Source organism: Brevundimonas sp. P7753 (genome assembly GCF_013386595.1).
Lineage (GTDB): Bacteria > Pseudomonadota > Alphaproteobacteria > Caulobacterales > Caulobacteraceae > Brevundimonas > Brevundimonas bullata.
The window spans coordinates 15,087-40,229 of record NZ_JACARP010000041.1 but is presented as its reverse complement, the minus strand read 5'-3'; the positions used below and the strand labels follow the sequence as shown (position 1 = coordinate 40,229).

Genomic DNA, 25,143 nt, shown 5'->3' with positions numbered 1-25,143 from the left:
CCGTCGTGTCGGTGTAGAAGCCCGGCATGATGCAATTTCTTCTTGTCGCGGTGGGCGGCGCCCTGGGGGCCATGGCCCGCTATGGGCTGGGCCTGACGGTGGGGCGCCTGGCGCCGGGCGCGGCTTGGCCCCAATCTTGGCCATGGGGTACGTTCACCGCCAACGTCACGGGCGGTCTGCTGATGGGGCTGCTGGCCGGCTGGCTGGCGCTTAAGTCGGGCGCGGGGCAGGAGAGCATCCGCCTGTTCGCCGCCGTCGGCCTGCTGGGCGGCTTCACCACCTTTTCGGCTTTTTCGCTGGAAGCCGCTTTGATGATCGAACGCCGTGAACTGGCCACGGCTTTCGTCTATGCGGTGGGTTCGGTGGTCCTTTCCATCGCCGCCCTGTTCGTCGGCCTGATGATCGCGCGCAAACTGTTTACCGGAGTGGGCGCATGAGCCGCGAAGTCCAGACCCTCTATGTCGCCGAGGACGAACATGACATCCGTCTGGATCGTTGGTTCAAGCGCCGCTGGCCGCACCTGACCCATATCCAGGTCGAGAAGATGGCGCGTAGCGGCCAGATCCGCGTCGACGGCTCGCGGGTCAAGCCGCAGGATCGCCTGACCGCCGGGGCGGCCGTGCGCGTGCCGCCGCTGCCTGATGACAATCCGCGCAAGCCCGGCGACCTGCATGAACTGACCGAGCGCGACGTGGCCTACGCCAAGTCGCTGGTCCTGTACGAAGACCACATGGTCATCGCCCTGAACAAGCCGCATGGCCTGGCCGTGCAGGGCGGCACCAAGACGACCAAACACGTCGACCGCCTGCTGTCGGCCTGGGGCGAGGGGATGGATCGTCCGCGTCTGGTTCACCGTCTGGACCGCGACACCTCGGGCGTGCTGTTGCTCGGCAAGGGGCCGGAGGCGGCCAAACGCCTGGCCGGCGCCTTTGCCCGTCGTCAGGCCAAGAAGACCTATTGGGCCATCGTCATCGGCAACCCGAAGCCCACCCATGGTCAGATCGACCTGGCCCTGAAGAAGACCGGCATCAACGACTATGAGATGATGCGCCCGGCCGAGCCGAAGGACCCCAAGGGCGAGCCCGCCGAAACCGCCTTCGCCACCATCAGCCGCGCCGCGCACCGGGCCTCGTGGATGGCGCTGCGGCCGTTTACCGGGCGGACGCACCAGCTACGCGCCCACATGGCGGCCATCGGCCACCCCATTCTGGGCGACCACAAGTACGGCGACGACAAGTCGCGGGAGCTGAGCGGCGTGCTGAAGCTGCAACTGCACGCCCGCCGCATCGAGCTGGACCACCCCGGCGGCGGCACCCTGGTCGTCGAGGCTCCGTTGAGCCCCGAGATCAAGGCCGGCTTCGCCCACTTCGGCTTCTCCGAGGATGAAAGCGACGTCGATCCGTTCGAAGGGGTCAAGCGCCAGCGATGAGCCACGACGGTCGCCCCAGTCCCGAGCGCGCCGCCGTTGACCGGCTGATTGCCGCCGGTCGCGTGGAGGAGGCGCTGGCGGTGTTGCAAGGGGCGGCCAATGCGGCGGCGACCTGGCCCTTGCAGGCTGATCTGCTCAAGCGGCTGGGGCGGCTGGACGACGCTCTGGCTCTGCGCGAGGCCCAGGTGAAGGCTAGGCCGACGAGCAGCGTGTCGGAGCATAATCTGGCGGCGCTTCTGGGCGATATGCGGCGATACGCCGAGGCCGAGGCGGCGGTTCGTCGCGCCTTCGCCAAGGGCGGAGACGCGCCGGAAACTTGGCTGGTGCTGGCGCGGGCTCTGTCGGGGCAGGAGAAGCACGACGAAGCCGAGAAGGCCTATCGTCAGGCGGCGGCGCGGCGACCGGCCTATGTCGAGGCTCTGCGCGAACTGGCGCAGTTGATCTGGATGCGGACGGCCGATGCGGCGCGGGCTCTGGCGCCGGTTCGCGAGGCGCTGGATCGCGCGCCCGGCGACAGCGGGCTGCACGGTCTGCTGGGGCTGTTGATGGACTACACGGGTTCGACGCCGCGCGAGGTGTGGAGCGCATTGGCCGAAGGCGGGGCGCGTCGGGACCCGGCGATTGATCTGGCCGCCGCCAACGTCGCCCTGGCGTTCGACCGGGATCTGGCGCTGGATCATGCGCTGGCGGCTGTGGCCGGCGCGCCGGGGCATCCGCTTTTGGCCTTGAAGCTGGCTGAGGTTCGGCTGGCGCGGGGGGAGCTGGATCATGCCTCGGCCTTGCTGGCTGAGACGAATATTCCAGCCGAGGATCAGAACTGGCTGTCGCTGAAGGCGACGCTCGAACGGCTGTCGGGCGCGCCGGACGGCCCGGCGCTGAATGACTATGAGGCTGTCGTGCAGGGCGGGGTAATTGATACGCCCGAGGCTTGGTCGGACCTGAACGCCTATCTGAGCGATCTCGCGGCGGCGCTGCGTCGACTGCACACCTTCCGCACTCATCCGGTCGGGCAGAGCCTGCGGCACGGCACCCAGACCCACGTCGATCTGCGCGCCAGCGACGATCCCGTCATTCGAGCCTTCTTTGTCGCCATTGATGGACCGATCAAGCGGTATCTGGAGCGGCTGGGCGCCGGGGATGATCCGCTGCGTCGCCGCAATACAGGCGCCTATCGCATCGCCGGATGCTGGTCGGTGCAACTGGCCCCCAACGGCTATCACGCGCCGCATGTCCATCCCGAGGGCTGGCTGTCCTCGGCCTGCTATATTGACCTGCCGGCGGTGGTTGATGCGGGCGGGCGAGAGGGCTGGATCGGCTTCGGCGCGCCGCCGTTCGCCTGTGCTGTACCTACGCCGCCGGAGTATTTCGAGAAGCCGGAGCCGGGCAAGTTGGTGCTGTTTCCATCCTATATGTGGCACGGGACCGTGCCGTTCACCGGCGACGAGACGCGCCTGACCATCGCCTTTGACGTGGTCCCGGCGTGATGCGTCCCCTGGCTGTTTTCGACATCGACGGCACCCTGGTGGACAGCCGGGCGTCGATCCATCGCGCGTGCTGTGAGGCGGCGCAGGCTCTGGGGCTGGCCGAGCCGAGCTATGATCGGGTGCGCCAGATCGTCGGTCTGACGCTGGACAAGGCGCTGCATGTGCTGGAGCCCAGTCTGACGCACGCCGAACTGGCCGACTTTGTCGCCGCGTTTCAGGCCAGCTTCCGCGCCATGTACGACGCGGGGCATCAGGAAGAACTCTATCCTGGCGTCATGGAGACGCTGCGCCGGTTGAAGCGCGACGGCTGGCGGCTGTCGCTGGCGACGGGCCAAAACCGGCGTGGCGTGGCGCGCAACCTGGCGCGGCCGGAATGGAGCGATCTCTTCCTGTCCAGTCATTGCGCGGCGGATGGTCCGGGCAAACCTGACCCCGCCATGCTGTTCGCCGCCATGACCGCCTGCGGGGCCGATGCGGCCTCGACCACGATGATCGGCGACACGTCGCATGACATCAGAATGGCGCTGAACGCGGGCGTGCATCCGCTGGGCGTCGGCTGGGGTTTTCATACCCATGAGGAACAGGTCGCTGCGGGCGCGCGCCACGTCGCCGTCGACTGCCCTGATCTGGAGGCGGCGCTGGAGCGCTTCGCCTCGACCGCCCTTGCTGCATAATCTGGCTGCCTGAGACGACCCATGTCCCACATCCCCCCGCTTGATCCCAACGTCGCCGCCCGCAAGGGGTTTCGCGAGTCCGAGGAGCGTATCAAACGCTTCTGGAAGGCGGTTGACGTCTCGGCGGACGAAGGCGGCTGGACCGTGCGTCTGGACGGGCGGACACCGAAGACCCCGGCTGGAAACACCCTGACCCTGCCGACCGAGGCCGCCGCGGGACTGGTCGCCGACGAATGGGCGGCGCAGGGCGAGTTTCTGGTTCCGGGGACCATGCCCGCCACCCGTCTGGCCTCGACCGCCATCGACCGGGTCAGTCAGACCCGCGAGCCGGTGGCCGCCGAGATCGCCGCCTACGCCGGGTCGGACGTCATCTGCTATCTGGCCGAGCACCCTGCCTCGCTGATCGAGCGCCAGCAGGCCGAGTGGGGGCCGTGGCGCGACTGGGCGGCGCGGGAGCTGGGCGTGGTGCTGCACCCCGCCGAGGGCATCGTTCACCGGGCGCAATCGTCCGAGGCGCTGGAACGGGTCAAGGCCCTGGCGCTGGCGATGGACGACCATGGCCTGACCGGGCTGGCGACGGCCGTCCCGCTGTTGGGGTCGGCGGTGCTGGGTCTGGCGGTGCAGCGCGGAGCCTTGTCGGGCGAGGCGGCTCTGGACCTGTCGCGGCTGGACGAAGCCTTTACCGAGGAACGCTGGGGCGTGGACGAGGAAGCGGCGCTGCGCACCGCTGCGCACCGCGCCGAGGCCGCCCTGTTGCAGCGGTGGTTCGAGGCGTTGCGGTCTTAGTTTTCCAAACTGGAAACTTATGACTTGACGATCTGGAAAGTCAGCGTCATTTTCCTATTTGGAAAGTGATGGAGGATCGTAATGCCCGCTGAACAGACGCCCCAGGAGGCGCTCGCAATCGTTCTCGAAGGCCGAGAGCAAGCGCTTGAAAAAATGGAATATTGGCCGTGGTGGTATGATGCCGGCTATGCGGCTGCCTGCGCCTTGCTTGTGGCCGGGCAGGGTTTTCCGGCGCCGATCGGCATCCTTTGTGTGACCGTGGCGATCGCCATCCTGGTGATCATCATGCGGAAATGGCAGGCCCGCACCGGCGTCTGGGTCAATGGTTACAGTCCGAAGCGCGCACGTTGGGCCGCGATCGGGCTAGGGGTGATCCTCATGGGGCTTATGCTGTTCAGCATCTGGGCGGGCCGCATTCAGGGCCTGATCTGGGTCCCCCTCCTGAACGGCGCCGTCGCCGCCGGTCTGGGCGTGATCGGCATGCGCGTCTGGATGCGGCTGTATCGCATCGACGTTCGGAGCATGCCGTGAGAGCGCCTGTCTTCGACGCTGTCATTCACGCCCCGGGCCGGCTGCAGATCTGCGCCATGCTGTCGGCGGCGGACGAGGTGGAGTTCGCCACCGTTCGCGACGCCATCGCCGTGTCCGATTCCGTCCTGTCCAAGCACGTTAAACAACTGGAGGACGCGGGCTATCTCAAGGTCCGCAAGGCGGCGGCGGCAGGGCGTCAGCGCACCTGGCTGGCGCTGACCCCGGAAGGCAAGGCAGCCTTCGCCGCCCATGTGTCGGAACTGACCCGGCTGGCCGGGATCGCTTTGGGCTGACCTCAGCCCATCTGGCCGCGGATCAGGGCGTCGCGTTCCTCGTTGGTGATCATCCGCCACCTGCCCTCGGGCAGGTTGTTCAGGTGGATCGGGCCGACGCGGATGCGCAGCAGGTCCGTGACCTCAAGGTCCACCATCTCGCACATGCGGCGGATCTGGCGGTTGCGGCCCTCGGTCAGGATGAAGCGCAGGCGGTTCTGCTCCATGCGCGAGACCCTGGCGTATTTCAGGATGCGTCCGTCCAGCATGAGGCCGCGGCGCAGCAGGGCCAGCTTCTTCTCGGTGACGTCGCCTTCGATGCGGACCAGGTATTCCTTGTCCAGTTTTGACTGCGGGCCGATCACGGCCTTGGCCACCACGCCGTCGGACGACAGCATCAGGAGGCCGCGCGAATCCTCGTCCAGACGGCCGATGGGGGGCAGGGAGGCGTCCTCGGCGGGAGGCGTGCCTTCGCCGACGAGGTTCTCGGCGGTCAGCAGGCGCACGGCGGGGATCTTGTCCGGCTCAGGCTGGCCCGAGACATAGCCAAGCGGCTTATGGATCAGGATGGTGACGCCCGAGGCCAGGGCGGCTTCGCCCCGGTCGTTCAGGGTCAGGGTCTGGCCGGGCTCGATCTTGCGGCCCGCGTCGGTGACGCTCTCGCCGTCGATGGTGACCATGCCGGCGGCGATCAGGGCTTCGGCCTCGCGGCGCGAGCAGACCCCGGTCTGGCCCAGCCATTTATTGATGCGGACAGGCTCAAAGCCGTCATAGGTGCGAGTGAAAGCCATGGCGTCCGTCCTTGAGGATGCGGCTCTGTAGAAGGCCGGGGGGCGGGCAGGCAAGCCGTACCGCGAACAGCGTGCAGAAAGATTTCACGCAGCGCTGCTGAATATCGCTGAGATCAGATGGGCGTGACCTGTCATTGACCCCGAGCGCAGCGGCTCTATATGTTCAGTCACCCCAACGAACTGATCCAGATCGCGTCCGGCCGCGCCGTGACGCGGCGATTCTCGTTTTCAGTTTCCTGTTCGGGGTTTTTCGTCTGATCCATTCTGAACAGGCGACTGAATATTGAACGACAACCTTTGAAGGAGACGTCTTGTCCGCTCAACGCAACAATTCGACCGCCCCCCGCACTCGTCCCGGCTTCAATCGCCCCGCCCCCATGCGTCTGCGCATGGGCCTGATCATGCGCAAGGGCATGGATTTCGGTCCTCTTGGCGACATGGAGACCGCGCTGCGCATTGACGGGGTCTCGCTGGCGCCGATCTCGACCGGCGACGCCAGTCTGGTCAGCGGCGGCGTGACCGTGCTGGCCACGGCCACGGCGGACGACATCACGAGCGGACGGGTCAAGGGCGTGGTTGTGCCAGGCGGCGAGGCGGATGAAGCGGGCGTGGCTCAGGTCAAATCGCTGCTGATGCTGGCCAAGACGCAGGGTCTGCCGGTGCTGGCCTTTGCTGACGGCGTGGCCCTGGCGGCCGAAGCCTTCGGCGTGGCGGCGGAAGCGCCGGGCGCGGTCTTCCGGGGCGACAAGGTCGCGCTGATCAATGAACGCGCCGAACTGTCGGCGGTGGTCGCGACCATCGCCTGAGCTTGAGGGCGTCTGCGCGTAAGGCGCGGATCAGGTTCGTCTGAATAGAAGGCTGATGTTGTTGGCGGGCATTTCCGTTCGCAGCGTCAGCGTCAGACCGTGTGATCGGGCCAGGGCGACGACCTGGTCCCGATCGCGCAGGCCCCAGGCCGGGTCGCGAGCCGTCAGGCTGGCGTCGAAGGCTTCGTTTGAAGAGGCCAGCGGAACCTCGGCCTCGCGATAGGGGCCGTAGAGATAGAGCAGTCCGCCGGGCCGGCGCAGGACGCGTTCCGCCAGCGTCATCAGCCCTTCAGTCGCCGACCAAGGACTGATGTGGATCATGTTGATGCAGACGAGGGCGTCGAACGGCGCGTCCGGCCAGGTTGTCTCATCCAGACAGTTCAGCGCCAGCGGCGGCTGAAGATTGTTCAGGTGGGCCTCGGCCGTCCAGGCGGCGATGCTGGCGCGGGCCTCGGGACTGGGGTCGCTGGGCGTCCAGCTCAGGCCAGGCAGGGCGCTGGAAAAGGCGACGGCGTGCTGGCCTGAACCCGCCGCGATCTCGAGCACACGTCCGCTTTTAGGCAGATGGGCGCGCAGCAGCTTCAGGATGGGCTCGGCGTTGCGATCCGAGGCCGGCGAGGCCAGGGCGCCGTCGGGCAGGGCGGAGAGGGTGTCCATGGTTCGCATCTGGTCTTGTTATCGCTGGCAAGGGTCGGTCGCGACCGGAAAACTTGCTGCGGCGCAGCAAATTTATTCCGGTGGGAGTGAATTGCGGCAACGGTTGACCTTGCGTCGCCTCAGATGGCATTGCGCCTGAAACAGGACGTGATCAGCGTCCGACTCGTCACGACGGCGTCAGATCGTCGGGCGGCCCGGTTCAGGAGACCATGTTGTGACTGCAGACGTATCGATTCCCGGACTCTATCCCGCGCCGACCGACCACAAGGGTCTGGTCGCCTGGGTCGCGCAGATCGCGGCCTTGACCAGGCCGGACCGGGTGCATTGGTGCGACGGCTCTGAGGCCGAAAAGTCGGCCATCGTCGCCGACCTGATCGGCAAGGGCACGCTGAAGGAACTGGACCAGTCCAAGCGCCCCGGCTGCTACTACGCCGCCTCGGACCCCAAGGATGTGGCCCGCGTCGAGAGCCGCACCTTCATCTGCTCGAAAGACGAGGCCGACGCCGGCCCGACCAACAACTGGGCCGATCCGATCGAGATGCGGGATCGCCTGGACGGTCTGTTCGACGGCTGCATGAAGGGCCGGACGATGTACGTCGTCCCGTTCTGCATGGGCCCGCTGGGCTCCAAGATCTCCGCCCTGGGCGTCGAGATCACCGACAGCGGCTATGTCGCCGTGTCGATGGGCGTCATGACCCGCATGGGCAAGCCGGCGCTGGACATGCTGGGCGCCGACGGCGTCTTCGTGCCCGCCGTCCACACCTTGGGCGCGCCGCTGGCCGAGGGTCAGGCTGACGTGCCGTGGCCCTGCAATGACGACAAGTGGATCGTCCATTTCCCCGAAACGCGCGAAATCTGGTCGTACGGCTCGGGCTACGGCGGCAACGCCCTGCTGGGCAAGAAGTGCTACGCCCTGCGCATCGCCTCGATCATGGCCCGCGACGAGGGGTGGCTGGCCGAGCACATGCTGATCCTCAAGCTGACCAGCCCCGAGGGCGTGTCCAAGTATGTGGCCGCCGCCTTCCCGAGCGCCTGCGGCAAGACCAACCTGGCCATGCTGCAACCGGCGCTGGACGGCTGGAAGGCCGAGACGGTCGGCGACGACATCGCCTGGATGCGCTTCGGCGAGGACGGTCGTCTGTACGCCGTGAACCCGGAGGCGGGCTTCTTCGGCGTGGCGCCCGGCACCAGCCGCAACACCAATCTGAACGCGCTCGAGACCTTGGCGAAGAACACCATCTTCACCAACGTCGCCCTGACCGCTGACGGCGACGTCTGGTGGGAAGGCCTGACCAAGGAAGCGCCTGCGGGCCTGACGAACTGGAAGGGCCAGCCGCATGATCCGGCCTCGGGCGAGCCTGCTGCTCACCCCAACGCCCGCTTCGCCGCGCCCGCCGGCCAGTGCCCGGCCATCGCGCCCGAGTGGGAAGACCCGGCGGGCGTGCCGATCGACGCCATTCTGTTCGGCGGCCGTCGCGCCTCGGCTGTGCCGCTGGTGACGGAAGCCTTCGACTGGGAGCACGGCGTCTTCATGGGCTCGACCGTGGCCTCGGAAGGCACCGCCGCCGCCGAGAACAAGGTCGGCGAGCTGCGCCGCGACCCCTTCGCCATGCTGCCCTTCTGCGGCTACAACATGGGCGACTATTTCGCGCACTGGCTGAAGCTGGGCGAGAAGGCGGATGCGTCGAAGCTGCCGCGCCTGTTCTTCGTCAACTGGTTCCGCAAGAACGACGAAGGCAAGTTCGTCTGGCCGGGCTTTGGCGACAACGCCCGCGTGTTGAAGTGGATCGTCGAGCGTCTGGACGGCAAGGCCGAGGCCGTGGACACCCCGGTCGGTCGCGTGCCGACCAAGGATGCGCTCGACCTGTCGGGCCTGAGCATGTCGGACGCCGATCTGAAGATCCTGCTGGACGTCGACGCCGACGTCTGGACCGAGGAAGCGGCCCTGATCCCCGCCTTCTACGAGAAGTTCGGTGAGCGCCTGCCCAAGGCCCTGTGGGGCCAGCACGCGGCCCTGGCCAAGCGTCTGGAAGAGGCCCGCGCGGCCAAGCTCGCCGCCGAGTAAGACAAAAGCCGGGTTGAAATCGGGGCGCGGGAGGTCGAAGGACTGACCGTGCCCCTTTTCAATTCTCAAGACATCCTGGTCATCGGCGCGGGCGTTCTGGGCCTGTGCACGGCGGCGGAACTGACCCGGCGCGGCCATGGCGTGACCGTGGTCGATCCCGGCGGTCTGAACGCCTCAGGCGTCGCGGCGGGCATGATCGCTCCGGCTATGGAAAGCGCCATCGACGACCTGAGCCCCGAGCACGCCGCCCTGCTGCGGCGCGCTCGCGATGCGTGGGCCGATTTTGCAGAGGCGACCGGCGTCAGGCTGGATCGCGACCTGGCTGAATGGCGGGGAGGCGTCGTCGAGGTGCTGGCGGCGCGACTGGCGGCGCTGGGGTTCGAGCATGGGTTCGACCGCGAGGCGGGGCGGCTGACCACGCACGAAGACTGGAAGGTCGAGCCGGAACAGGCGCTGGCGGCGCTGAGCCGCGACGTGCGCGTCCTCGAAGCGCGCGCAACGGCTCTGTCGTCCTCTGGCGGAGGCTGGCGCGTTGAAACCACGGCGGGTCCGGTCGAGGCGGATCAGGTCGTGCTGGCGACCGGAGCCTCAGAAGCGATGGCGGGGCTGCCCGAGGGTGCGACACGCCTGCTGGCCCTGATCACGCCGATCCGGGGCCAGATCGGCATGGTGAACGAGCGACTGACCGATCACGTCGTGCGCGGTCCCGGCGCCTATGTTGCGCCGATGGGCGAGGGCTGCGTGATCGGGGCGACGATGGAGCCGGGGGAGCGGTCGCTGACGCCTGATCCTGATCGCTGCACGCAGATGCTGGCGGCGGCCTGGGCCGTGCTGGGCCAGACGCAGCGTCCGCTTCAGATCGAGTGGCGCGCGGGCGTGCGCGGGGCGACGCCGGACGGTCTGCCGATGGCGGGGACGGTCGGGCAGGGGCTGCACCTGGCCCTGGGGCCGCGTCGTAACGGCTGGCTGCTGGGGCCGCTGGTTGCGGGGGTGGTGGCGGACGAAGTCGAGGGCCGGTCCTCGAAAGAACCGACCCTCGCCCCCCGTCGCTTCATCTAGCCCTGAGGATCAATCCTGAGGCAGGGTGAAGCGAATGGCCATGCTGACGCGGGCGCCGTCGACGGCCTGACCGTCCACCGTGCGCGGGCTAAGGCGGAAGTAGCGGGTCAGGCCCATGGCGGCCCGACCGAAGCCCTGATTGCCAGGCGTTTCAGACGACACCGAGCAGCCGGTCAGGGTCCCGTCGACCTTCACCAGGCAAGACAGGTTGGCCACGCCGCTGATCCCGCGCGATTCGGCCGCCGCCGGATAGGCGCGCATCATCTGCTCGCCCGAAGGCTTGCGCACCCAGTCAGGGTTGGTGATGACCGGCGGCGTGCGGGCGGGCTCAGCCGAGACGGTTGTGCCGGTCGAGGGCTCGCTGGCCGGAGCGGTCAGGTTGATGGCCGGGCCGGCGTCCGTCGTGGTGACGGGCGCGACCGGAACCTCAAGCGGTGCGACGGGCGACGCGATGACCGTCTCCGGGCGATGCAGAGGCGGCGTCGGCGCGGGCGGGGCCTTGGGCGCGACGGTCGGCTCGGGCGGCTTGGGCATGGGAAACAGCTCGATGACGGTGGTCGGCCCGTCCTCGACGGCGGGAATATCCGCCAGCTCGAACCGCTGATTGTACAGCCACACCCCGGCGCCGACATGGACCAGGGCCGAAACCCCGATCGCCGCCCACATCCAGCGCGGCATCGGCTTTTTACGCTCGGAAAAGTCTATCGGGCTCACCAGTCCGGGGCCGCCCGCGGTTCTGATCATCATGGCCTTCAACGCCTCCTGTCGTCGGCCCTCCCCAGCGCCCACGTAACGAAGTTCGCGCCAAGCTTGCGGCGATATTGCGGCGCTTGATCGTTAGGGGTTCGTTAACCTTGGTTAGCGACCGTCAACCATATGAGCGTAGGAGCGATTCCATCATCTGGCGGGGTTGAAGCGGCCATCCGGCGTGCGTCCAGCACGACCGGCGTGGACTTCGATTTCCTGATGAAGACGGCGCGTCGCGAGAGCGCGATGAACCCTTCCGCGCGGGCCGGCACCTCCTCGGCCTCAGGCCTGTTCCAGTTTATCGAGCAGACCTGGCTGGCCACAGTGAAGCAGCACGGCGCCAAGCATGGCTATGGCCAGTACGCCGACCTGATTCATCGCGGCGACGACGGGCGCTGGCGCGTGCAGGGCTCGGCTCGCAACGTGGTGCTGGACCTGCGCTTCGACGCCCAGGCGGCCTCGACCATGGCGGCGGAACTGACGGCGTCGAACGCCGCCTATCTGCGCGGCCGCACGGGGCGGGAGCCGGGTGCTGGCGACCTTTACGCCGCCCACTTCCTCGGCCCGGCGGGCGCCGCCAAGCTGATGGAGGCCATGCAGTCGCGGCCGGGCGCCAGCGCGGCCTCGCTGTTCCCCGACGCGGCCTCGGCGAACCGCTCGATCTTCTACCGCAACGGCCGCCACGCCACGGTGGCCGAGGTGCATGCCAACCTGCAACGGACGGCGGGCGACGGCGCCCCGGCGGCGGGCGTGGGCTCTGCGGTCAAGGCCGCGCCGGACCTGAGCGACAAGGACCGGATGCTGGCGGCGCGCCTGGATCGCCTGAAGCAGGACCAGAGCCTGCTGGCTCTTCTGCTGGGCCAAGACGGTCAGGGCGGCAAGAGCAGCGGCTTTGGCGGAGCCTTCGCGCCGCCCTCTGAGACGGCGGCCTGAAGAACATGGTTTCGTCTCACTCCTAACGAGACGTTAACTATGTAAAGCTAAGCGTGACGATTGATTCTTCGCCCCGCCTAGCTCGCGAGCTCCCGCATGACCGCCTACCGCGCACGACTGACGGAAAGCGACATCAGGCGTCTGATCAAGTCGGATGCGGAAGACGAGCGTGCGGCGGCGGCGCACAAGCTGTGTCGCAGCATTGACCGGATGGCGTTGGACGACGCCGACCGCGCGGCGGCGCAAAAGATTCTCAGTGTTCTGGCCAATGACGCCGCTGAACTGGTGCGTCGGGCCCTGGCGGTGACGCTCAAGGCCTCGGACCTGATGCCGCGCGAGGTCGCGCGTCGTCTGGTCGCCGACGTGGACAGCGTGGCCCTGCCGATCATCACCTGTTCACCGGCCTTTACCGACGACGACCTGATCGAGATCGTTCGCGCCGGATCGGCGGTGCGTCAGAACGCGGTGGCCTCGCGCGACCGCGTGCCGCGCGACGTGGCCACGGTGCTGGCGGCGGAGGGCTGCCGCTCGGCGGTGCGCGCCCTGGCGGCCAACGACAACGCCGATCTGTCCGAAGACGCGCTCGGCGTGGTCATCGACCGCTTTGGCCAGGCCTCCGAGATCATCTCGGCCATCGCCTATCGTCAGGTTCTGCCGCTTTCTGTGACCGAGCGCCTGGTGGCCCTGGCCAGCGACGCGGTGCGCGAGCACCTGGTGACGCGTCACGCTGTGGCCCCCGAGACCGCCATCCAGTTCGCCCAGTTCACGCGCGAACGGGTGACGATCGATCTGGTCGATCAGGCGCGGGTCAGCAACGACCTGCCGGCCTTCGTCGCCGGGTTGAACGCACGCAAGGTGCTGAACGCCTCCCTGCTGCTGCGGGCGCTGGCGCGGGGGCAGATGGCCCTGTTCGAACACGCCTTGGCCGAGCTGACGGGCACGCCGCATCATCGCGCCTGGTTGATGGTGCATGACGCCGGGCCGCTGGGGCTTAAGGCCATCTATGACCGGGCCGGTCTGCCGCCGCGCCTGTTCCAGGCCTTCCGCGCCGGCGTCGACACCTGGCGGGCGCTTCAGGCCGAGGGCGGGGATGTCGCCAGCGAGGCGTTCAGACAAAGGATGCTGGAACGTTTCCTCAGCCAGCGGCCCAATGCCTCGCGCGATGACCTGTCCTATCTGATGGAGCGGCTGGACCGGCCCATGGCCTCTGTCCAGGACGAGGAAACGGCGGTCAGCGCCGCCTGATTCTCAGCTTTCACCCAACAAAAAAGGCGCCCCCGGCAACGGCGGCGCCTTTTCTTATGGGGCGGCCTTCAGGCCAGATGTTCGGCGACCCGAGCTTCCAGGGTTTCGGCCAGATCGCGGCCCACCGGGTGCTCGTCGGTCTGAATCTCGTCGCGGACCACGGCGCGGATGGCGTCGACGTGGGCGTCCAGAATGGCGAGCGGCGCCTGCATCCGCTTGTCGGTATCGTCCATCAGGCGGCACAGGGAGCCGGCGATCCGGGTTACCAGCGGGTACTGATAGGTGGCGCCCAGCCCCTTGAGGTCATGGGCGCGGAAATACAACGCCTCGGCGGTCTCGGGGGTGTAGCCCTTGGCGCGGATGTCGGCCTGGGCCTGATCCAGCTTGACGATCTCGTCGTTCAGCCACTGGCCGAACTGGGCCGACATGGCCTTGAGCGCGGCCTCGGCCTTGGCGATGGCGTTGGCGTCGATGCCGCCGAAACCGCCGACCTTGGCGCGCAGCGCATTGGGGGGACGAATGATCTGGGGAGGGTTGCTCACGTGACGGGCTCCTGAACTCGTATCCGCAGTCTGCGCCGCCGAGCCTTAAAAAGCCGTGACGGTCAGCTGGTGAATTGTTCGGCCATGACGCGTTCTTCGAAAGAGCGCCCGGCGTCGAACAACATGGTCAGGCTGATGTCGCGGCGTTCGCGCACTTCGACGCGGGTGACGCGGCGGACTTCGAAATTGTCCGCCGTGGCGCTGACGGGGCGCTTGTCAGGCTCCAGAACCTCGAACCGGACGCGCGCCGTGTGCGACAGCAGGGCGCCGCGCCAGCGCCGGGGACGGAAGGCGCTGATGGGCGTCAGGGCCAGGCTGGGCGCGTCCAGAGGAATGATGGGGCCGTGCGCCGACAGGTTGTAGGCGGTCGAGCCGGCGGGCGTGGCCACCATGCAGCCGTCGCAGCTGAGTTCCTCCAGCCGCACCTTGTCGTTGATGCTGACGCGCAGCTTGGCTGTCTGGCGCGTCTGACGCAGCAGGGAGACTTCGTTGATGGCCAGGCCGCTGTGGACCTCGCCGCTCTCGACCCAGGCGTCCATCTGCAGGGGATGGATGACGGTGCGGTCGGCCTCGGCCAGGCGCTCCAGCAGGTCGTCTTCCTCATAGTCGTTCATCAGGAAGCCGACCGAGCCCCGATTCATGCCGTAAACAGGCGTGCGGAGTTGCAGGTTGTTGTGCAGCGTCTCCAGCATGAAGCCGTCGCCGCCCAGCGCCACGATGACGTCGGCCTCGGCCACCGGGACGGAGCCGTAGCGTTCGGTCAGGCGCACGCGCGCCGCCTCGGCTTCGAGACGGTCGCTGGCGACAAAGGTCAGGGCAAGGGGGGCGGGCGTGTTCACGGCGCTAGGCAAGCGGAGCCGAGGGGCTGTGTCAAACGGAAGCGGCGTCGATATCGGCCATCAGCAGCCGAAACTCATAGGCGGCCTGATCCGCCGAACGCTCGGCCAGACGCCAGGCGGAGCTGTCAGGGTCCCGCGGGAAGCCTTTGTTCAGCTTGCGGATTTCCGTCAGCAGGGCCGGGAAGGCCGCGCGGTCCAGCCCGACGGCGATGCAGGCCAGGAAGAGAGGACGGGCCGTATCGCCGCCCAGGGCGCGATAGATCTGTGAGACCTCGAACCGGCCCAGAACCGCCAGGCCGTGAGCGAAGACGCCCAGCTTTTCCTCACGCAGGGCGCGGATCAGGTAGGCAGGGCGCAACTGACCCGCTGCGTGCAGCTTGGCCACCAGTCGCGCGTCGATATCGTCGGCGGTCGGGGGCGGGGCGTGGTCCCATTCGGCGGCGGTGCGGCTGGTGGTCTGGGCCGCGCTCTGGACGGCTTGAGCCAGACGGGCGGGGTCGATGGTGAAACGGTCGCTGATGGCCTGGCGCAGGGCCTCGCCGACCCACTGATACAGGCGCAGCGCCAGATCTTCGTCCAGCGACGGGTGACGGGTCAGCGGCGCGCGCAGGGCCGCCAGCTGACGCGACCGCTCGACCAGGTCGGCGAAGGCGGCGGGTTCGATCCGGGCGCTGCGGTTGGTGGCCAGGGCGGTCATGACCGCCGGATCGCCGCCCGCGATGATGGCCTGGGCCACGGCGGCGCCGAGGTCGGGGCGCAGGGCGATCTGTATCTGATGCTCGATCGAACAGTCGGTCAGAATTTGCAGCAGGTCGTCGTCCAGCAGCAGGGGGCTGGCCGCGATCACGGGGCGGGCGATCTGGATCTCGTCGGCGGCCAGCATCCGCACCAGGGCGACGGGCGCCCATTCCACCCTGGCCAGCCGCTGGGCCAGGACCTGGCGGATTTCACGTTCGGCGCTGCGGGTCAGGGCGACGAAGATATCGGCCAGGGCTTCAGGGGCGCCGCCATGGTCGGCGGCGGATTCGTAGAGACCCGCCACCCCCATCAGCAGGCGATGCTGATCGTCGGGGGAGCGTGTCTTGGCCAGATCCAACAACTGATTCAGGCCCGCCAGGGGCACGGCCTGCGAGGGCTTTTCGGGGTCTAGCGGAACGACTGTGGACACTGGCGGCTCCGCGTGTCGAAAGACGGCCGCCTTGGCCGCGCGGCATACTCATCCTGATGACGTGAAAACAGGGTTAACGAAAACCTTCCGCGACGAACGCGGGTCGCTTGACGGCGCGACGGCGCGGGGCGAGGCTCAACCGAACAAGGATAAGGGAGGTCGTCATGGCGGACGGATCGGCGGCGTCGCTGAAGTCGCGGGTGTCAGAGGCTGAGTGGCAGGCGCGGGTCGAACTGGCCGCCCTGTATCGGCTGGTGGCCTTGCATGGCTGGGACGACATGATCTTCACCCATATCTCGGCCCGCGTGCCAGGGCCGGAGCATCATTTTCTGATCAATCCCTACGGCTGGTATTTCGATGAAATTACAGCCTCTTCTCTGGTGAAGGTCGATCTGGACGGGAACATTGTTCAGGACACGACCAGTTTCATCAATCCGGCGGGCTTCACCATCCATTCGGCGGTCCACGCCGCGCGCGAGGACGCCAAGTTTGTCATTCACCTGCACACGGTGAACGGGGTGGGGGTGGCGGCGCAGAAGGACGGCCTGCTGCCGATCAGCCAGAACGCCTGCCTGTTGCAACATCAGGTCGCCTATCACGGCTATGAAGGGCTGGCGCTGAACCACGACGAGCGCGAGCGGCTGGTGGCCGACTTGGGCGACAAGCCGCTGATGCTGCTGCGCAACCACGGCACGATGGCGGTGGGCGAGACGGCGGCCCAGGCCTGGGTGGGGATCTTCTTCCTGGAGCGGGCTTGCGCCCAGCAGGTCGCGGCCCTGTCGGGCGGACGCGATCAGGTGCTGATCGCGCCGGACGCGGCCCAGGCCGAGACAAGGGATCAGGGACGAGGGATCGGCTTTATCTCGGCCCTGGCCTGGCCGGGCGCCCTGCGTCAGCTGGAGCGAAAATCTCCGGGCTACGACGTGTGAGAGCAGTCGGGGGGCTGCTGATCGGTTTGGCGGGGCTTGCGGTCGCATCTGAGGCTGGGGCCGGCGCGTGGAACCTGCCCAAGGGGCAGGGCCAGGCGATTGTGAAATACGAGGACATGCGGGCCGACCAACAGTTCGGCTCCGGCGGTCGGACGGACCTGCCGGCGGAACGCGTGGACCGTGCGGCGTCGCTGTTTGTCGAGTACGGCGTGAGCGACCGGCTGACCCTGCAGTTCAAGGGAGATTGGCAGTCGGGGCGCGACGACTATGCCGACTACGAGGGGCGCGGGCCGCTCGAGATCGGCGCGCGGTGGCAGGCATATCGGGACGATGCAAATGTCGTGGCGGTCTATGCGGGCTATGCCCAGGGCGGGGCGGGGCGCAACGCGGGATATGCCCAGCCGGGGGCCGGCGATAGCGACTGGGAGGCGCGGCTGCTGGCCGGACGTGCGATAGACGGCTCGGGCGCAAAGTGGATGCCGCAACGCAGTTTCGTAGAGGCGCAGGTCGCGCGGCGCTGGCGTCAGGGCCTGCCGGACGAGGTGCGGCTGGACGTCACGGCGGGCGCGCACGTCAGCGAGAACTGGATGGTGATGGCGCAAGGGTTCGGCGGAGCGGTGGACGGGGACGGCGCGCGCTGGCTGTCAGTCGAGTTGTCTGTCGTCCGGGATCTCGGTCCCTGGAGCCTTCAGGCCGGATGGCGTCAGGCGGTCGCTGGCCGAGAAACGCCCGTGGCCGGCGGCCCCGTCGTCGGGGTCTGGCGCCGTTTTTGACGCGGATTTCCGCGACGGAAACCGAACGCGCCAACGTTACAGGAACTTTATTTGCGTAACGACCGCGACCCGTTAAGCGGGACCGCTTGTCGTCGGGGAGACTGCGTCGCGTGTTCAAACGCCATTTTTTCATCATCGCTGCGGCCTGTCTGGTTGGACTCATGGTCCTGGCGGCGGTTCTGAAGATCACGCTCGCTGACGACAGCAAGGGCGGCGCAGGCGGTCCCGGTCGGGGCGGCCCCGGCGGCGGTCCGGGCGGCGGACGTGGTCAGGTGGTGGCTGAGGCGGTCGTGATCCCGCGCGAGTTCGCCGATCAAATCCGGGTCCTGGGCGTGGCGCGCAGCCGCAAGTCAGTCAACATCACCTCGAACACGACCCAACTGATCACGCGGGTCATGTTCACGGACGGTCAGCGGGTTGCGGCGGGGACGCCCCTGGTCGAGCTTCAGGCGCGTGAAGAGGACGCTGACCTGATCCAGGCGCGGGCCCAGCTGACGCAGGCGCAGCGCGAATATGATCGCTACAAGATCCTGGCCGAACGCGGCGTCGCGCCGCGCGTGACGGCCGAGACCGCCGAGACGGCCTTGCAGTCGGCCCGCGCCGCCGTGGCTGCTGCGGAAGCCCGTCGCGGCGACCGCGTCATCCGGGCGCCCTTCACAGGGGTTCTGGGTCTGACCACGGTGACGCCGGGGACGCTGATCTCGCCGGGGTCGGTCATCACCACCCTGGACGACACCAGCGCCATTCGCGTCGATTTCCCCATGCCGGAACGTTACCTGGGCGTGCTGCAGGTCGGCACGCCTCTGGTCGCCTCGGCTGACGCCTATGCGGGCGAGAGCTTCTCGGGCCGCATCGCCCTGCTGGACACACGGATCAACGAGCAGACCCGCGCCGTCATCGCGCGCGCCGAGTTCGCCAATCCGGGCGGTCGCATTCGTCCCGGCATGATGATGCGCGTCGCCGTGCAGCAGGGCCGGCGCCAGAGCCTGGCGGTGCCTGAGGCCGCCGTTCAGTATGAAGGCCAGGGCGCCTTCGTCTATCGCATCGCACGCGGCGAAAACGGCACGACCGCCCAGCGCGTTGAAATCCAGGCCGGCGCCGTCGAGGGCGGCTATGTTGAAATCCTGTCGGGGCTGGACAGCAATGATCGGGTTGTGGCCTCGGGCCTGAACCGCATTCAGCCGGGCGCGCCCGTCCGCGTCGGCGCCGCCAGCGACAAGAACGGCCAGAAGGCCGGAACGCCGACCGCCGAGGCGGCCCGCAAATGATGCTGTCTGATCTTTCGGTTCGGCGCCCCGTCTTTGCGGCGGTGGCGGCCATCGTCCTGTGCGTCATCGGGCTGGCGGCCTTCTTCTTCCTGCCGGTTCGGGAACTGCCGGACGTCGATCCGCCGGTGGTGTCGGTCAGCACCAGCTACGCCGGAGCCTCGGCCGAGGTCATCGAGAGCCGGATCACTGAGCCGATCGAGCAGCAGATCGCCGGCATCCAGGGCGTCGAGCGCATCAACTCCTCCAGCCGCGACGGCCGTTCCAATGTGAACATCGAGTTCTCGCTGGACCGCAACATCGACGACGCCGCCAACGACGTGCGCGACCGCATCTCGCGCGTGGTCGGGCGTCTGCCGGACCAGGCAGACCCGCCGGAAGTGGCCAAGGCCGATTCGGACAGCCAGCCGATCATGGTCATGTTCCTGCGCTCCACGACGATGAACCGTCTGGAGCTGACCGACTACGCCGACCGCTATCTGGTGGACCGCTTCGCCACCGTGCCGGGCGTGGCCCAGGTGCAGATCTATGGCGAGCAGCGCTACGCCATGCGCATCTGGCTGGACGCCGCCGCCATGGCCGCGCGCGGCCTGACGGTCAGCGACGTCGAAACCGCCCTGACCAACCAGAACGTCGAGCTGCCGGCCGGTTCGCTGGAATCGACGCAGAAGGACTACACCGTCCGTGTCGCCCGCACCTATGCGCGGCCCGCCGACTTCGCCCAGTTGCCCATCGGCACGCGGGGTTCGGCCTCGACCGCCACGGGGGCTCAGGCCTCCGGCACCCTGGCCGGGGCGACGACCGCCATGACCAACGGCGTCACCGGCGCCCTGTTGGGCAACGCCGCCTATGTCACGCGTCTGGGCGACATCGCCCGTGTCGAGGAAGCGCCGTCCGAGGCGCGTCGCATGTTCCGCGGCAATGGTCTGGATCAGATCGGCCTGGCCGTCACGCGTCAGGCCCAGTCGAACGACCTGGCCATTTCCGATGGCGTGCGCGCCCTGATGGCGCAGGTGCAGCCGACCCTGCCGCCCGGCACGACGCTGGAGATCGGTTCGGATAACTCGGTCTTCACCTCTCACGCCATCGACGAGGTCTGGATCACCATCGGTATTTCGATGGCGCTGGTGGCCCTGGTCAACTTCATCTTCCTGGGCAGTCTGCGGGCGGCGATCATCCCGTCGGTGGTGGCGCCCATCTGCCTGCTGGCGACCTTCATCGTTCTGGCGCCGCTCGGTTTCTCTCTGAACCTGCTGACCCTGCTGGCCCTGGTTCTGGCCATCGGCCTGGTGGTCGATGACGCCATCGTCGTGGTCGAGAACATTCAGCGCCGCTTGGACCTGGGCGAGCCGCCGCTGGTCGCGGCCGAGCGCGGGGCGCGTCAGGTCTTCTTCGCCGTCGTGGCGACGACCGTGGTGCTGCTGTCGGTGTTTGCGCCGCTGCTGTTCCTGCCAGGCTATGTGGGGCGTCTGTTCGTCGAACTGGCGGCGGCCATCGCCGCAGCCGTGGCCTTCTCGGCCTTCCTGGCGCTGAGCCTGTCGCCCATGCTGGCGTCCAAGATCCTGAAGCCCGCACACACCGGCGGCTGGCTGGCGCGTCGGGTCGACCGGGCCATGGACGCGCTGAAGACCTCCTACGCCAACTCGTTGAACGCCCTGCTGGGGCGTCGTGCTGCCGTGGGCGGCGTGGTCGGGCTGATCGTTCTGGTGGCGGCGGGCGCCGGGGGCATCTTCCTGACCCTGCCCAATGAACTTGTGCCGCCCGAGGACCGGGGCCGCGTCGGCATCCGCGTGCAGGGGCCGGAAGGCGCCGGCTATGACTACACCCGCAAGATCATGCTGGGGCTGGAGCCGATCCTGGCCGAGTACAAGGAAAACGGCGAGGTCGATTCCTATCTGGTTTCGGCGCCCGGATTCGGCGGCGGCAGCTACAACTCCGGCAACGCCAGCCTGACGCTGAAGGACTGGTCCGAGCGCAAGCGTTCGGCTGATGAAATCGCACAGGAACTGAACGGCAAGCTGCGCGGTCAGACTGACGCTCAGGTCAACGCCTCGACCCCCGGCGCCTTCCAGCGCGGCGGCGGCAACTCGAACTCGATCGAGATGATCGTCACGGGCTCCGAATATGGTCCGATCTATGACTGGCTGCAGCCGATCCTGGCGGCGGCGCAGGAGAACCCCGGCTTCTCGCGTCCGCGCCTGAACTATGAGCCGAACGCGCCGCGTCTGCTGGTCGATGTCGATCCGCAGAAGGCGGCGGCTCTGGGCGTGTCGTCGCAGCAGATCGGCCGGACCCTGGAGACCATGTTCGGGTCGCGTCGCGCCACCACCTACATCAAGGGCGGTCAGGAATACGACGTCATCCTGCAGACTGAGCGCGACAACCGCCGTGAGGTTGCGGACCTTGAGGCCCTCTATGTCTCGACCGGGGCCGGGCAACTGGTGCCGTTGTCGGCGGTGGTCACGACCCAGACTTCGGGCGATACGCCTGATCGCCGTCGTCTGGATCGCCAGCGGGCCATCTCGTTGCAGGCCGACCTCAATCCCGGCATGACCATCGACGACGCCATCACCTTCCTGAACGCAGAGGTCGCCAAGCAGCCGCAAGGTCTGGCGACGATCCGTTGGGGCGGGGCGGCGCGCGATCAGCAGGAGGCGGGAAGCGCCGTGGGCTGGGCCTTCGCCCTGGCCCTGCTGCTGGTCTTCCTGGTGCTGGCGGCCCAGTTCGAGAGCTGGATCACCCCGGCGGTCATCATGCTGACGGTGCCGCTGGCGGCGGCGGGCGGGCTGTTCGGTCTGTTGATGGCGGGCTCCAGCCTGAACATCTACAGCCAGATCGGCCTGATCATCCTGATCGGGGTGGCGGCCAAGAACGGCATCCTGATCGTCGAGTTCGCCAACCAGCTGCGCGATCAGGGCCGGTCGATTCGCGAGGCCATCATCGAGTCGTCGGCGCTGCGTCTGCGTCCGATCATCATGACCTCGATCGCGACCGCCTTCGGCGCACTGCCGCTGGTGCTGTGGCAAGGCGCGGGCGCGGGCAGCCGTCAGACCATCGGCGTGGTCATCTTCTCCGGGGCCATGTTTGCCACCATGCTGACCCTGTTCGTGGTGCCGGTCATCTATGGCGTGCTGGCGCGCTTCACCCGGTCGCCGGAATATACCGCGCGCAGGATCGAGGAATGGGAGGCCCAGGAAATCGCCGAGGGCAAGACCCCGGACATGAGTCCGGGGTAAGGCGCTTAAGGCTAACCGATCAGGAAGCGGGGGCCGTCGCGACAGCGGCGGCCTTCGCCGTTTCGGAGGCATAGCCAGTTTCCACCTTCAGGAAGGCGATGACGTCGCGGCGGTCCGTGGCGTCGCGCAGGCCAGCGAAGGTCATCTTGTTGCCGGGCAGGAAGGTCTTGGGGTTCTCTAGCCAGTGATCCAGCTTTTCGGCGTCCCAGGTGAAGCCGGCCGTGCGCAGGGCGTGCGAGTAGCTGTACTTGTCCAGAGCCCCGGCTTGCCGTCCGAAGACGCCGTAGAGGTTCGGGCCCGCCATGTTCGGGCCGCCCGGTGTAATCGTGTGGCAGGAGCGGCAGCGGGCGAAGGCGCGACGGCCGTTCTCCAGGTCGCCGGCGTTGTAGGGGGCGGGCAGGGCGGCCAGCACGGCGACCTTTTCAGCCTCGGTCAAGGCGGGCGGCGGCGGGGCCTTGGGCGTCGCATCGGCGGCGGGCGCCGAGTTGTCGCCGCAAGCGGCGAGGGTCAGCGAGGCGGTCAGGACGGAGGAAAGGATCAGGGTGGTGCGCATGCCGGACTCCATAGGCCAGACGTCCTTGATAGCCGATGGGCGTTTAGTCGCAACGGCGCCGGTTATCGTTACTGGACGCGAACCGTTCGCAGCTGATAATCACTGTCAAATTCAGTGAGCGGCGCGGGGCGCCGTCGTAATGAGCGCCATGACCGACACCATCAAACTCAGCCAGGCCCGCCGCGGCGACCGCGGCGTCATCGTTCAGGTCGGCACGCACTGCCACCATCAGGATCACGAGATCGAGCTGGAGCGTCGCCTGCTGGAGCTGGGCTTTGTCGAGGGCGCGCACGTCGAGTTGCTGCACGAAGGCCTGTTTGGTCGCGACCCCATCGCCATCAAGGTGGACGATATGCGTGTGGCCCTGCGTCGGCATGAGGCGGCCAGTCTGACCATTCGTCTTGAAGAGGGAGGCCTCTGATGGACATGGCCGTTCGCACCGCCCGTATCGCCCTGGTCGGCAATCCCAACAGCGGCAAGACCGCCCTGTTCAACGCCCTGACCGGCGCCCACCAGAAGGTCGCCAACTACGCCGGCGTGACCGTCGAGCGTAAGGAAGGCCGCATCCACGCCGCCGACGGCCGCACCCTGTCGGTGCTGGACCTGCCCGGCACCTATTCCCTGCGCGCGCGCAGCCTGGACGAAGAAGTCACACGCGACGCCGTTCTGGGCGCTCTGCCGGGCGAGACGCCGCCGGACGTGGTGGTCTGCGTCGCCGACGCCACCAACCTGCGGCTGGTCCTGCGTCTGGCGCTGGAGCTGAAGCAGGTCGGGCGGCCGATGGTGCTGGCGCTGAACATGTACGACATCGCCCAGCGTCAGGGTCTGCGTATCGACCTCGAGAAGCTGTCGGCCGAGATCGGCGCGCCGGTGGTCACGACCGTGGCGACGCGCAAGCGCGGCATCGCCGAACTGGTCGCCGCCGCGCAAGGACAGGCTGATCTGGCCGTGGGCGAGACCCACAGCGAATGGCATGCGCCGTCCGCCACAGAAATTCGCGCCGCCCACCGCGAGGCCGAGCGCATCATGAAGGCCTGCGTTCGCGCGCCCGAGCGGCCTGACACCCTGACGGGCAAGATCGACAGCGTCCTGCTGCACCCGGTGGCGGGTCTGGCGATCCTGCTGGGCGTCCTTTTCGTCATGTTCCAGGCGGTCTTCACCTGGGCCACGCCCGCGATGGACGGCATCGAGGCCCTGTTCGCCCTGGTCGGCGGCTGGGTCGCGGCGGTCGTGCCCGACGGCCTGCTGCAAAGCCTGATCGTCGACGGCCTGATCGGCGGGGTGGGCAGCGTCCTGGTCTTCCTGCCGCAGATTATGATCATCTTCCTGTTCATCATCGTGCTGGAAGACTTCGGCTACATGGCGCGTGCGGCCTTCCTGATGGACAAGATCATGGGCGGGGCAGGGCTGCATGGCCGCGCCTTCATTCCCCTGCTGTCCAGCTTCGCTTGCGCTATTCCCGGCATCATGGCGACGCGGGTTATCGAGGCGAAACGCGACCGGCTGACCACCATCCTGATCGCGCCGCTGATGACCTGTTCGGCGCGGATTCCCGTCTATGTCCTGATCATCGCCGCCTTCATTCCGAACGAGACGGTCTGGGGCTTCGTCAGCCTGCAAGGTCTGGTCATGTTCGGCCTCTACGCCGCCGGCATCATCAGCGCGCTTCTGGTCTCGGTGGTCATCCGCAAGGTCTTCTGGCGTGGCGCGGTCGAGCCCTTCATGATGGAACTGCCGGCCTACAAGATCCCCGACATCAAGAGCGTGCTGTTCAATCTGTGGCTGCGCGCCAAGATCTTCATGCGTCGCGCGGGCAAGATTATCCTGCCCTTGATGATCATCGTCTGGGCCCTGTCGACCTTCCCCTATCCGCCGGAAGGCGCGACGGGACCGGCCATCGACTATTCCTTCGCCGGCATGATCGGCAAGACGCTGGAGCCCATCTTCGCCCCCATCGGCTTCAGCTGGCAGATGGTGGTGGCCCTGGTGCCCGGCATGGCGGCGCGCGAAGTCGCCGTGGCGGTCCTGGGCACGGTCTACGCCGTCGCCGGCGCTGAAGAGAACGTCGGCGCCCTGGCCTCGGTCCTGTCGGCGGACTGGTCGCTGGCCACGGGTCTGGCCTTCCTGGCCTGGTACGTCTTCGCCCCCCAGTGTCTGCCGACCATCGGCGTCGTACGTCGCGAAACGGGCTCGATGAAGTGGACCCTGATCATGGTCGGCTACATGTTCGGCCTGGCCTACCTGGGCGCCTTCATCGTCTATCACACGGCGGTGGCGCTGGGCGGGGGTTAAAGGAGAACCCTTTCCTCCCCACTTTGTGGGGAGGTGGCGCGACGCGCAGCGGCGTGACGGAGGGGGC

General features: G+C 67.7%; 25 protein-coding genes. 18 read left to right on the top strand and 7 right to left on the bottom strand.

The genetic code is table 11. From position 1 onward, the window contains the following. The first annotated feature begins 26 nt into the window (after positions 1–26). From crcB to HX774_RS20050, 7 genes are all read left to right on the top strand, one after another. The gene (gene crcB / locus HX774_RS09060) at positions 27–437 is read left to right on the top strand and encodes a fluoride efflux transporter CrcB (RefSeq protein WP_178826136.1); all 411 of its coding nucleotides are present in this window, start codon (positions 27–29) and stop codon (positions 435–437) included. After that, on the top strand, positions 434–1,429 hold the full coding sequence (locus HX774_RS09055) for an RluA family pseudouridine synthase (RefSeq protein ID WP_178826134.1): 996 nt from the start codon (positions 434–436) through the stop codon (positions 1,427–1,429). The genes crcB and HX774_RS09055 overlap by 4 nt, the downstream gene beginning before the upstream one ends. After that, positions 1,426–2,913, top strand: a complete 1,488-nt coding sequence (locus HX774_RS09050) for a putative 2OG-Fe(II) oxygenase (RefSeq protein ID WP_178826132.1) — start codon at positions 1,426–1,428, stop codon at positions 2,911–2,913. The genes HX774_RS09055 and HX774_RS09050 overlap by 4 nt, the downstream gene beginning before the upstream one ends. After that, entirely contained in the window at positions 2,913–3,587 is a 675-nt protein-coding gene (locus HX774_RS09045) for an HAD-IA family hydrolase (protein ID WP_178826168.1), read from the top strand. The genes HX774_RS09050 and HX774_RS09045 overlap by 1 nt, the downstream gene beginning before the upstream one ends. A 21-nt stretch (positions 3,588–3,608) precedes the next feature. Further along, positions 3,609–4,373 carry an ATP12 family chaperone protein gene (locus HX774_RS09040; RefSeq protein ID WP_178826129.1) on the top strand — a complete coding sequence of 255 codons (765 nt, stop codon included), beginning with the start codon at positions 3,609–3,611 and terminating at the stop codon, positions 4,371–4,373. 81 nt (positions 4,374–4,454) lie between these two features. Then, positions 4,455–4,904, top strand: a complete 450-nt coding sequence (locus HX774_RS20055) for a hypothetical protein (RefSeq protein ID WP_255500281.1) — start codon at positions 4,455–4,457, stop codon at positions 4,902–4,904. Beyond that, a complete protein-coding gene (locus HX774_RS20050; protein WP_370523422.1) occupies positions 4,901–5,197 on the top strand; it encodes a transcriptional regulator in 297 nt (98 codons plus the stop codon). Before HX774_RS20055 ends, HX774_RS20050 begins: the two co-directional genes overlap by 4 nt. A gap of 2 nt (positions 5,198–5,199) precedes the next feature. Here the strand turns inward: HX774_RS20050 and HX774_RS09030 are convergent, their stop codons facing one another. Beyond that, positions 5,200–5,967: a pseudouridine synthase gene (locus HX774_RS09030; RefSeq protein WP_178826125.1), complete on the bottom strand. Its 768-nt coding sequence runs from the start codon at positions 5,965–5,967 to the stop codon at positions 5,200–5,202. Between the two features lie 311 nt (positions 5,968–6,278). Between HX774_RS09030 and HX774_RS09025 the strand changes: the two genes are divergently transcribed. Beyond that, positions 6,279–6,773 (top strand): hypothetical protein, encoded by a 495-nt coding sequence (locus tag HX774_RS09025; protein ID WP_255500279.1) that lies wholly within the window; start codon positions 6,279–6,281, stop codon positions 6,771–6,773. 30 nt (positions 6,774–6,803) lie between these two features. Here HX774_RS09025 and HX774_RS09020 read toward each other — a convergent pair whose 3' ends face one another. Further along, the gene (locus HX774_RS09020; protein WP_255500277.1) at positions 6,804–7,430 is read right to left on the bottom strand and encodes a DUF938 domain-containing protein; all 627 of its coding nucleotides are present in this window, start codon (positions 7,428–7,430) and stop codon (positions 6,804–6,806) included. 214 nt (positions 7,431–7,644) lie between these two features. On the opposite strand from HX774_RS09020, the gene HX774_RS09015 reads away from it, so the two are divergent. Both HX774_RS09015 and HX774_RS09010 read left to right on the top strand, forming a co-directional pair. Continuing rightward, positions 7,645–9,495: a phosphoenolpyruvate carboxykinase (GTP) gene (locus HX774_RS09015; RefSeq protein ID WP_178826121.1), complete on the top strand. Its 1,851-nt coding sequence runs from the start codon at positions 7,645–7,647 to the stop codon at positions 9,493–9,495. A gap of 48 nt (positions 9,496–9,543) precedes the next feature. Beyond that, positions 9,544–10,554, top strand: a complete 1,011-nt coding sequence (locus HX774_RS09010) for an NAD(P)/FAD-dependent oxidoreductase (protein WP_370523419.1) — start codon at positions 9,544–9,546, stop codon at positions 10,552–10,554. 9 nt (positions 10,555–10,563) lie between these two features. Here HX774_RS09010 and HX774_RS09005 read toward each other — a convergent pair whose 3' ends face one another. Then, positions 10,564–11,301, bottom strand: a complete 738-nt coding sequence (locus HX774_RS09005; protein ID WP_178826119.1) for a TonB family protein — start codon at positions 11,299–11,301, stop codon at positions 10,564–10,566. A 129-nt stretch (positions 11,302–11,430) separates the two neighbouring features. Between HX774_RS09005 and HX774_RS09000 the strand changes: the two genes are divergently transcribed. Together HX774_RS09000 and HX774_RS08995 are read left to right on the top strand one after the other, a co-directional pair. Next, a complete protein-coding gene (locus tag HX774_RS09000; protein WP_114816448.1) occupies positions 11,431–12,234 on the top strand; it encodes a transglycosylase SLT domain-containing protein in 804 nt (267 codons plus the stop codon). Between the two features lie 96 nt (positions 12,235–12,330). Then, complete coding sequence (locus tag HX774_RS08995) at positions 12,331–13,479, top strand: DUF2336 domain-containing protein (RefSeq protein WP_178826117.1); 1,149 nt, start codon at positions 12,331–12,333, stop codon at positions 13,477–13,479. A 68-nt stretch (positions 13,480–13,547) separates the two neighbouring features. Here the strand turns inward: HX774_RS08995 and HX774_RS08990 are convergent, their stop codons facing one another. From HX774_RS08990 to HX774_RS08980, 3 genes are all read right to left on the bottom strand, one after another. After that, positions 13,548–14,021, bottom strand: a complete 474-nt coding sequence (locus HX774_RS08990; protein WP_114816446.1) for an Hpt domain-containing protein — start codon at positions 14,019–14,021, stop codon at positions 13,548–13,550. Between the two features lie 62 nt (positions 14,022–14,083). Next, a complete protein-coding gene (locus tag HX774_RS08985) occupies positions 14,084–14,860 on the bottom strand; it encodes an NAD kinase (RefSeq protein ID WP_114816445.1) in 777 nt (258 codons plus the stop codon). 31 nt (positions 14,861–14,891) lie between these two features. Then, positions 14,892–16,028 (bottom strand): DUF2336 domain-containing protein, encoded by a 1,137-nt coding sequence (locus HX774_RS08980; RefSeq protein WP_370523417.1) that lies wholly within the window; start codon positions 16,026–16,028, stop codon positions 14,892–14,894. 164 nt (positions 16,029–16,192) lie between these two features. Here HX774_RS08980 and HX774_RS08975 point away from each other — a divergent pair, with 164 nt between their 5' ends. The 4 genes from HX774_RS08975 (at position 16,193) to HX774_RS08960 (ending at position 22,231) form a co-directional block, all read left to right on the top strand. Beyond that, entirely contained in the window at positions 16,193–16,957 is a 765-nt protein-coding gene (locus HX774_RS08975) for a class II aldolase/adducin family protein (RefSeq protein ID WP_178826115.1), read from the top strand. Continuing rightward, positions 16,954–17,730 carry a hypothetical protein gene (locus tag HX774_RS08970; protein WP_370523415.1) on the top strand — a complete coding sequence of 259 codons (777 nt, stop codon included), beginning with the start codon at positions 16,954–16,956 and terminating at the stop codon, positions 17,728–17,730. The genes HX774_RS08975 and HX774_RS08970 overlap by 4 nt, the downstream gene beginning before the upstream one ends. 110 nt (positions 17,731–17,840) lie before the next feature. Then, a complete protein-coding gene (locus HX774_RS08965) occupies positions 17,841–18,998 on the top strand; it encodes an efflux RND transporter periplasmic adaptor subunit (RefSeq protein WP_114816443.1) in 1,158 nt (385 codons plus the stop codon). Further along, a complete protein-coding gene (locus HX774_RS08960; protein ID WP_218650352.1) occupies positions 18,998–22,231 on the top strand; it encodes an efflux RND transporter permease subunit in 3,234 nt (1,077 codons plus the stop codon). Before HX774_RS08965 ends, HX774_RS08960 begins: the two co-directional genes overlap by 1 nt. 19 nt (positions 22,232–22,250) lie before the next feature. Here HX774_RS08960 and HX774_RS08955 read toward each other — a convergent pair whose 3' ends face one another. Beyond that, on the bottom strand, positions 22,251–22,784 hold the full coding sequence (locus HX774_RS08955; RefSeq protein ID WP_178826112.1) for a cytochrome c family protein: 534 nt from the start codon (positions 22,782–22,784) through the stop codon (positions 22,251–22,253). 148 nt (positions 22,785–22,932) lie between these two features. Here HX774_RS08955 and HX774_RS08950 point away from each other — a divergent pair, with 148 nt between their 5' ends. Together HX774_RS08950 and HX774_RS08945 are read left to right on the top strand one after the other, a co-directional pair. Beyond that, positions 22,933–23,205, top strand: a complete 273-nt coding sequence (locus tag HX774_RS08950) for a FeoA family protein (RefSeq protein ID WP_178826110.1) — start codon at positions 22,933–22,935, stop codon at positions 23,203–23,205. Further along, a complete protein-coding gene (locus HX774_RS08945; RefSeq protein ID WP_178826108.1) occupies positions 23,205–25,076 on the top strand; it encodes a ferrous iron transporter B in 1,872 nt (623 codons plus the stop codon). The genes HX774_RS08950 and HX774_RS08945 overlap by 1 nt, the downstream gene beginning before the upstream one ends. Positions 25,077–25,143 lie beyond the last annotated feature (67 nt).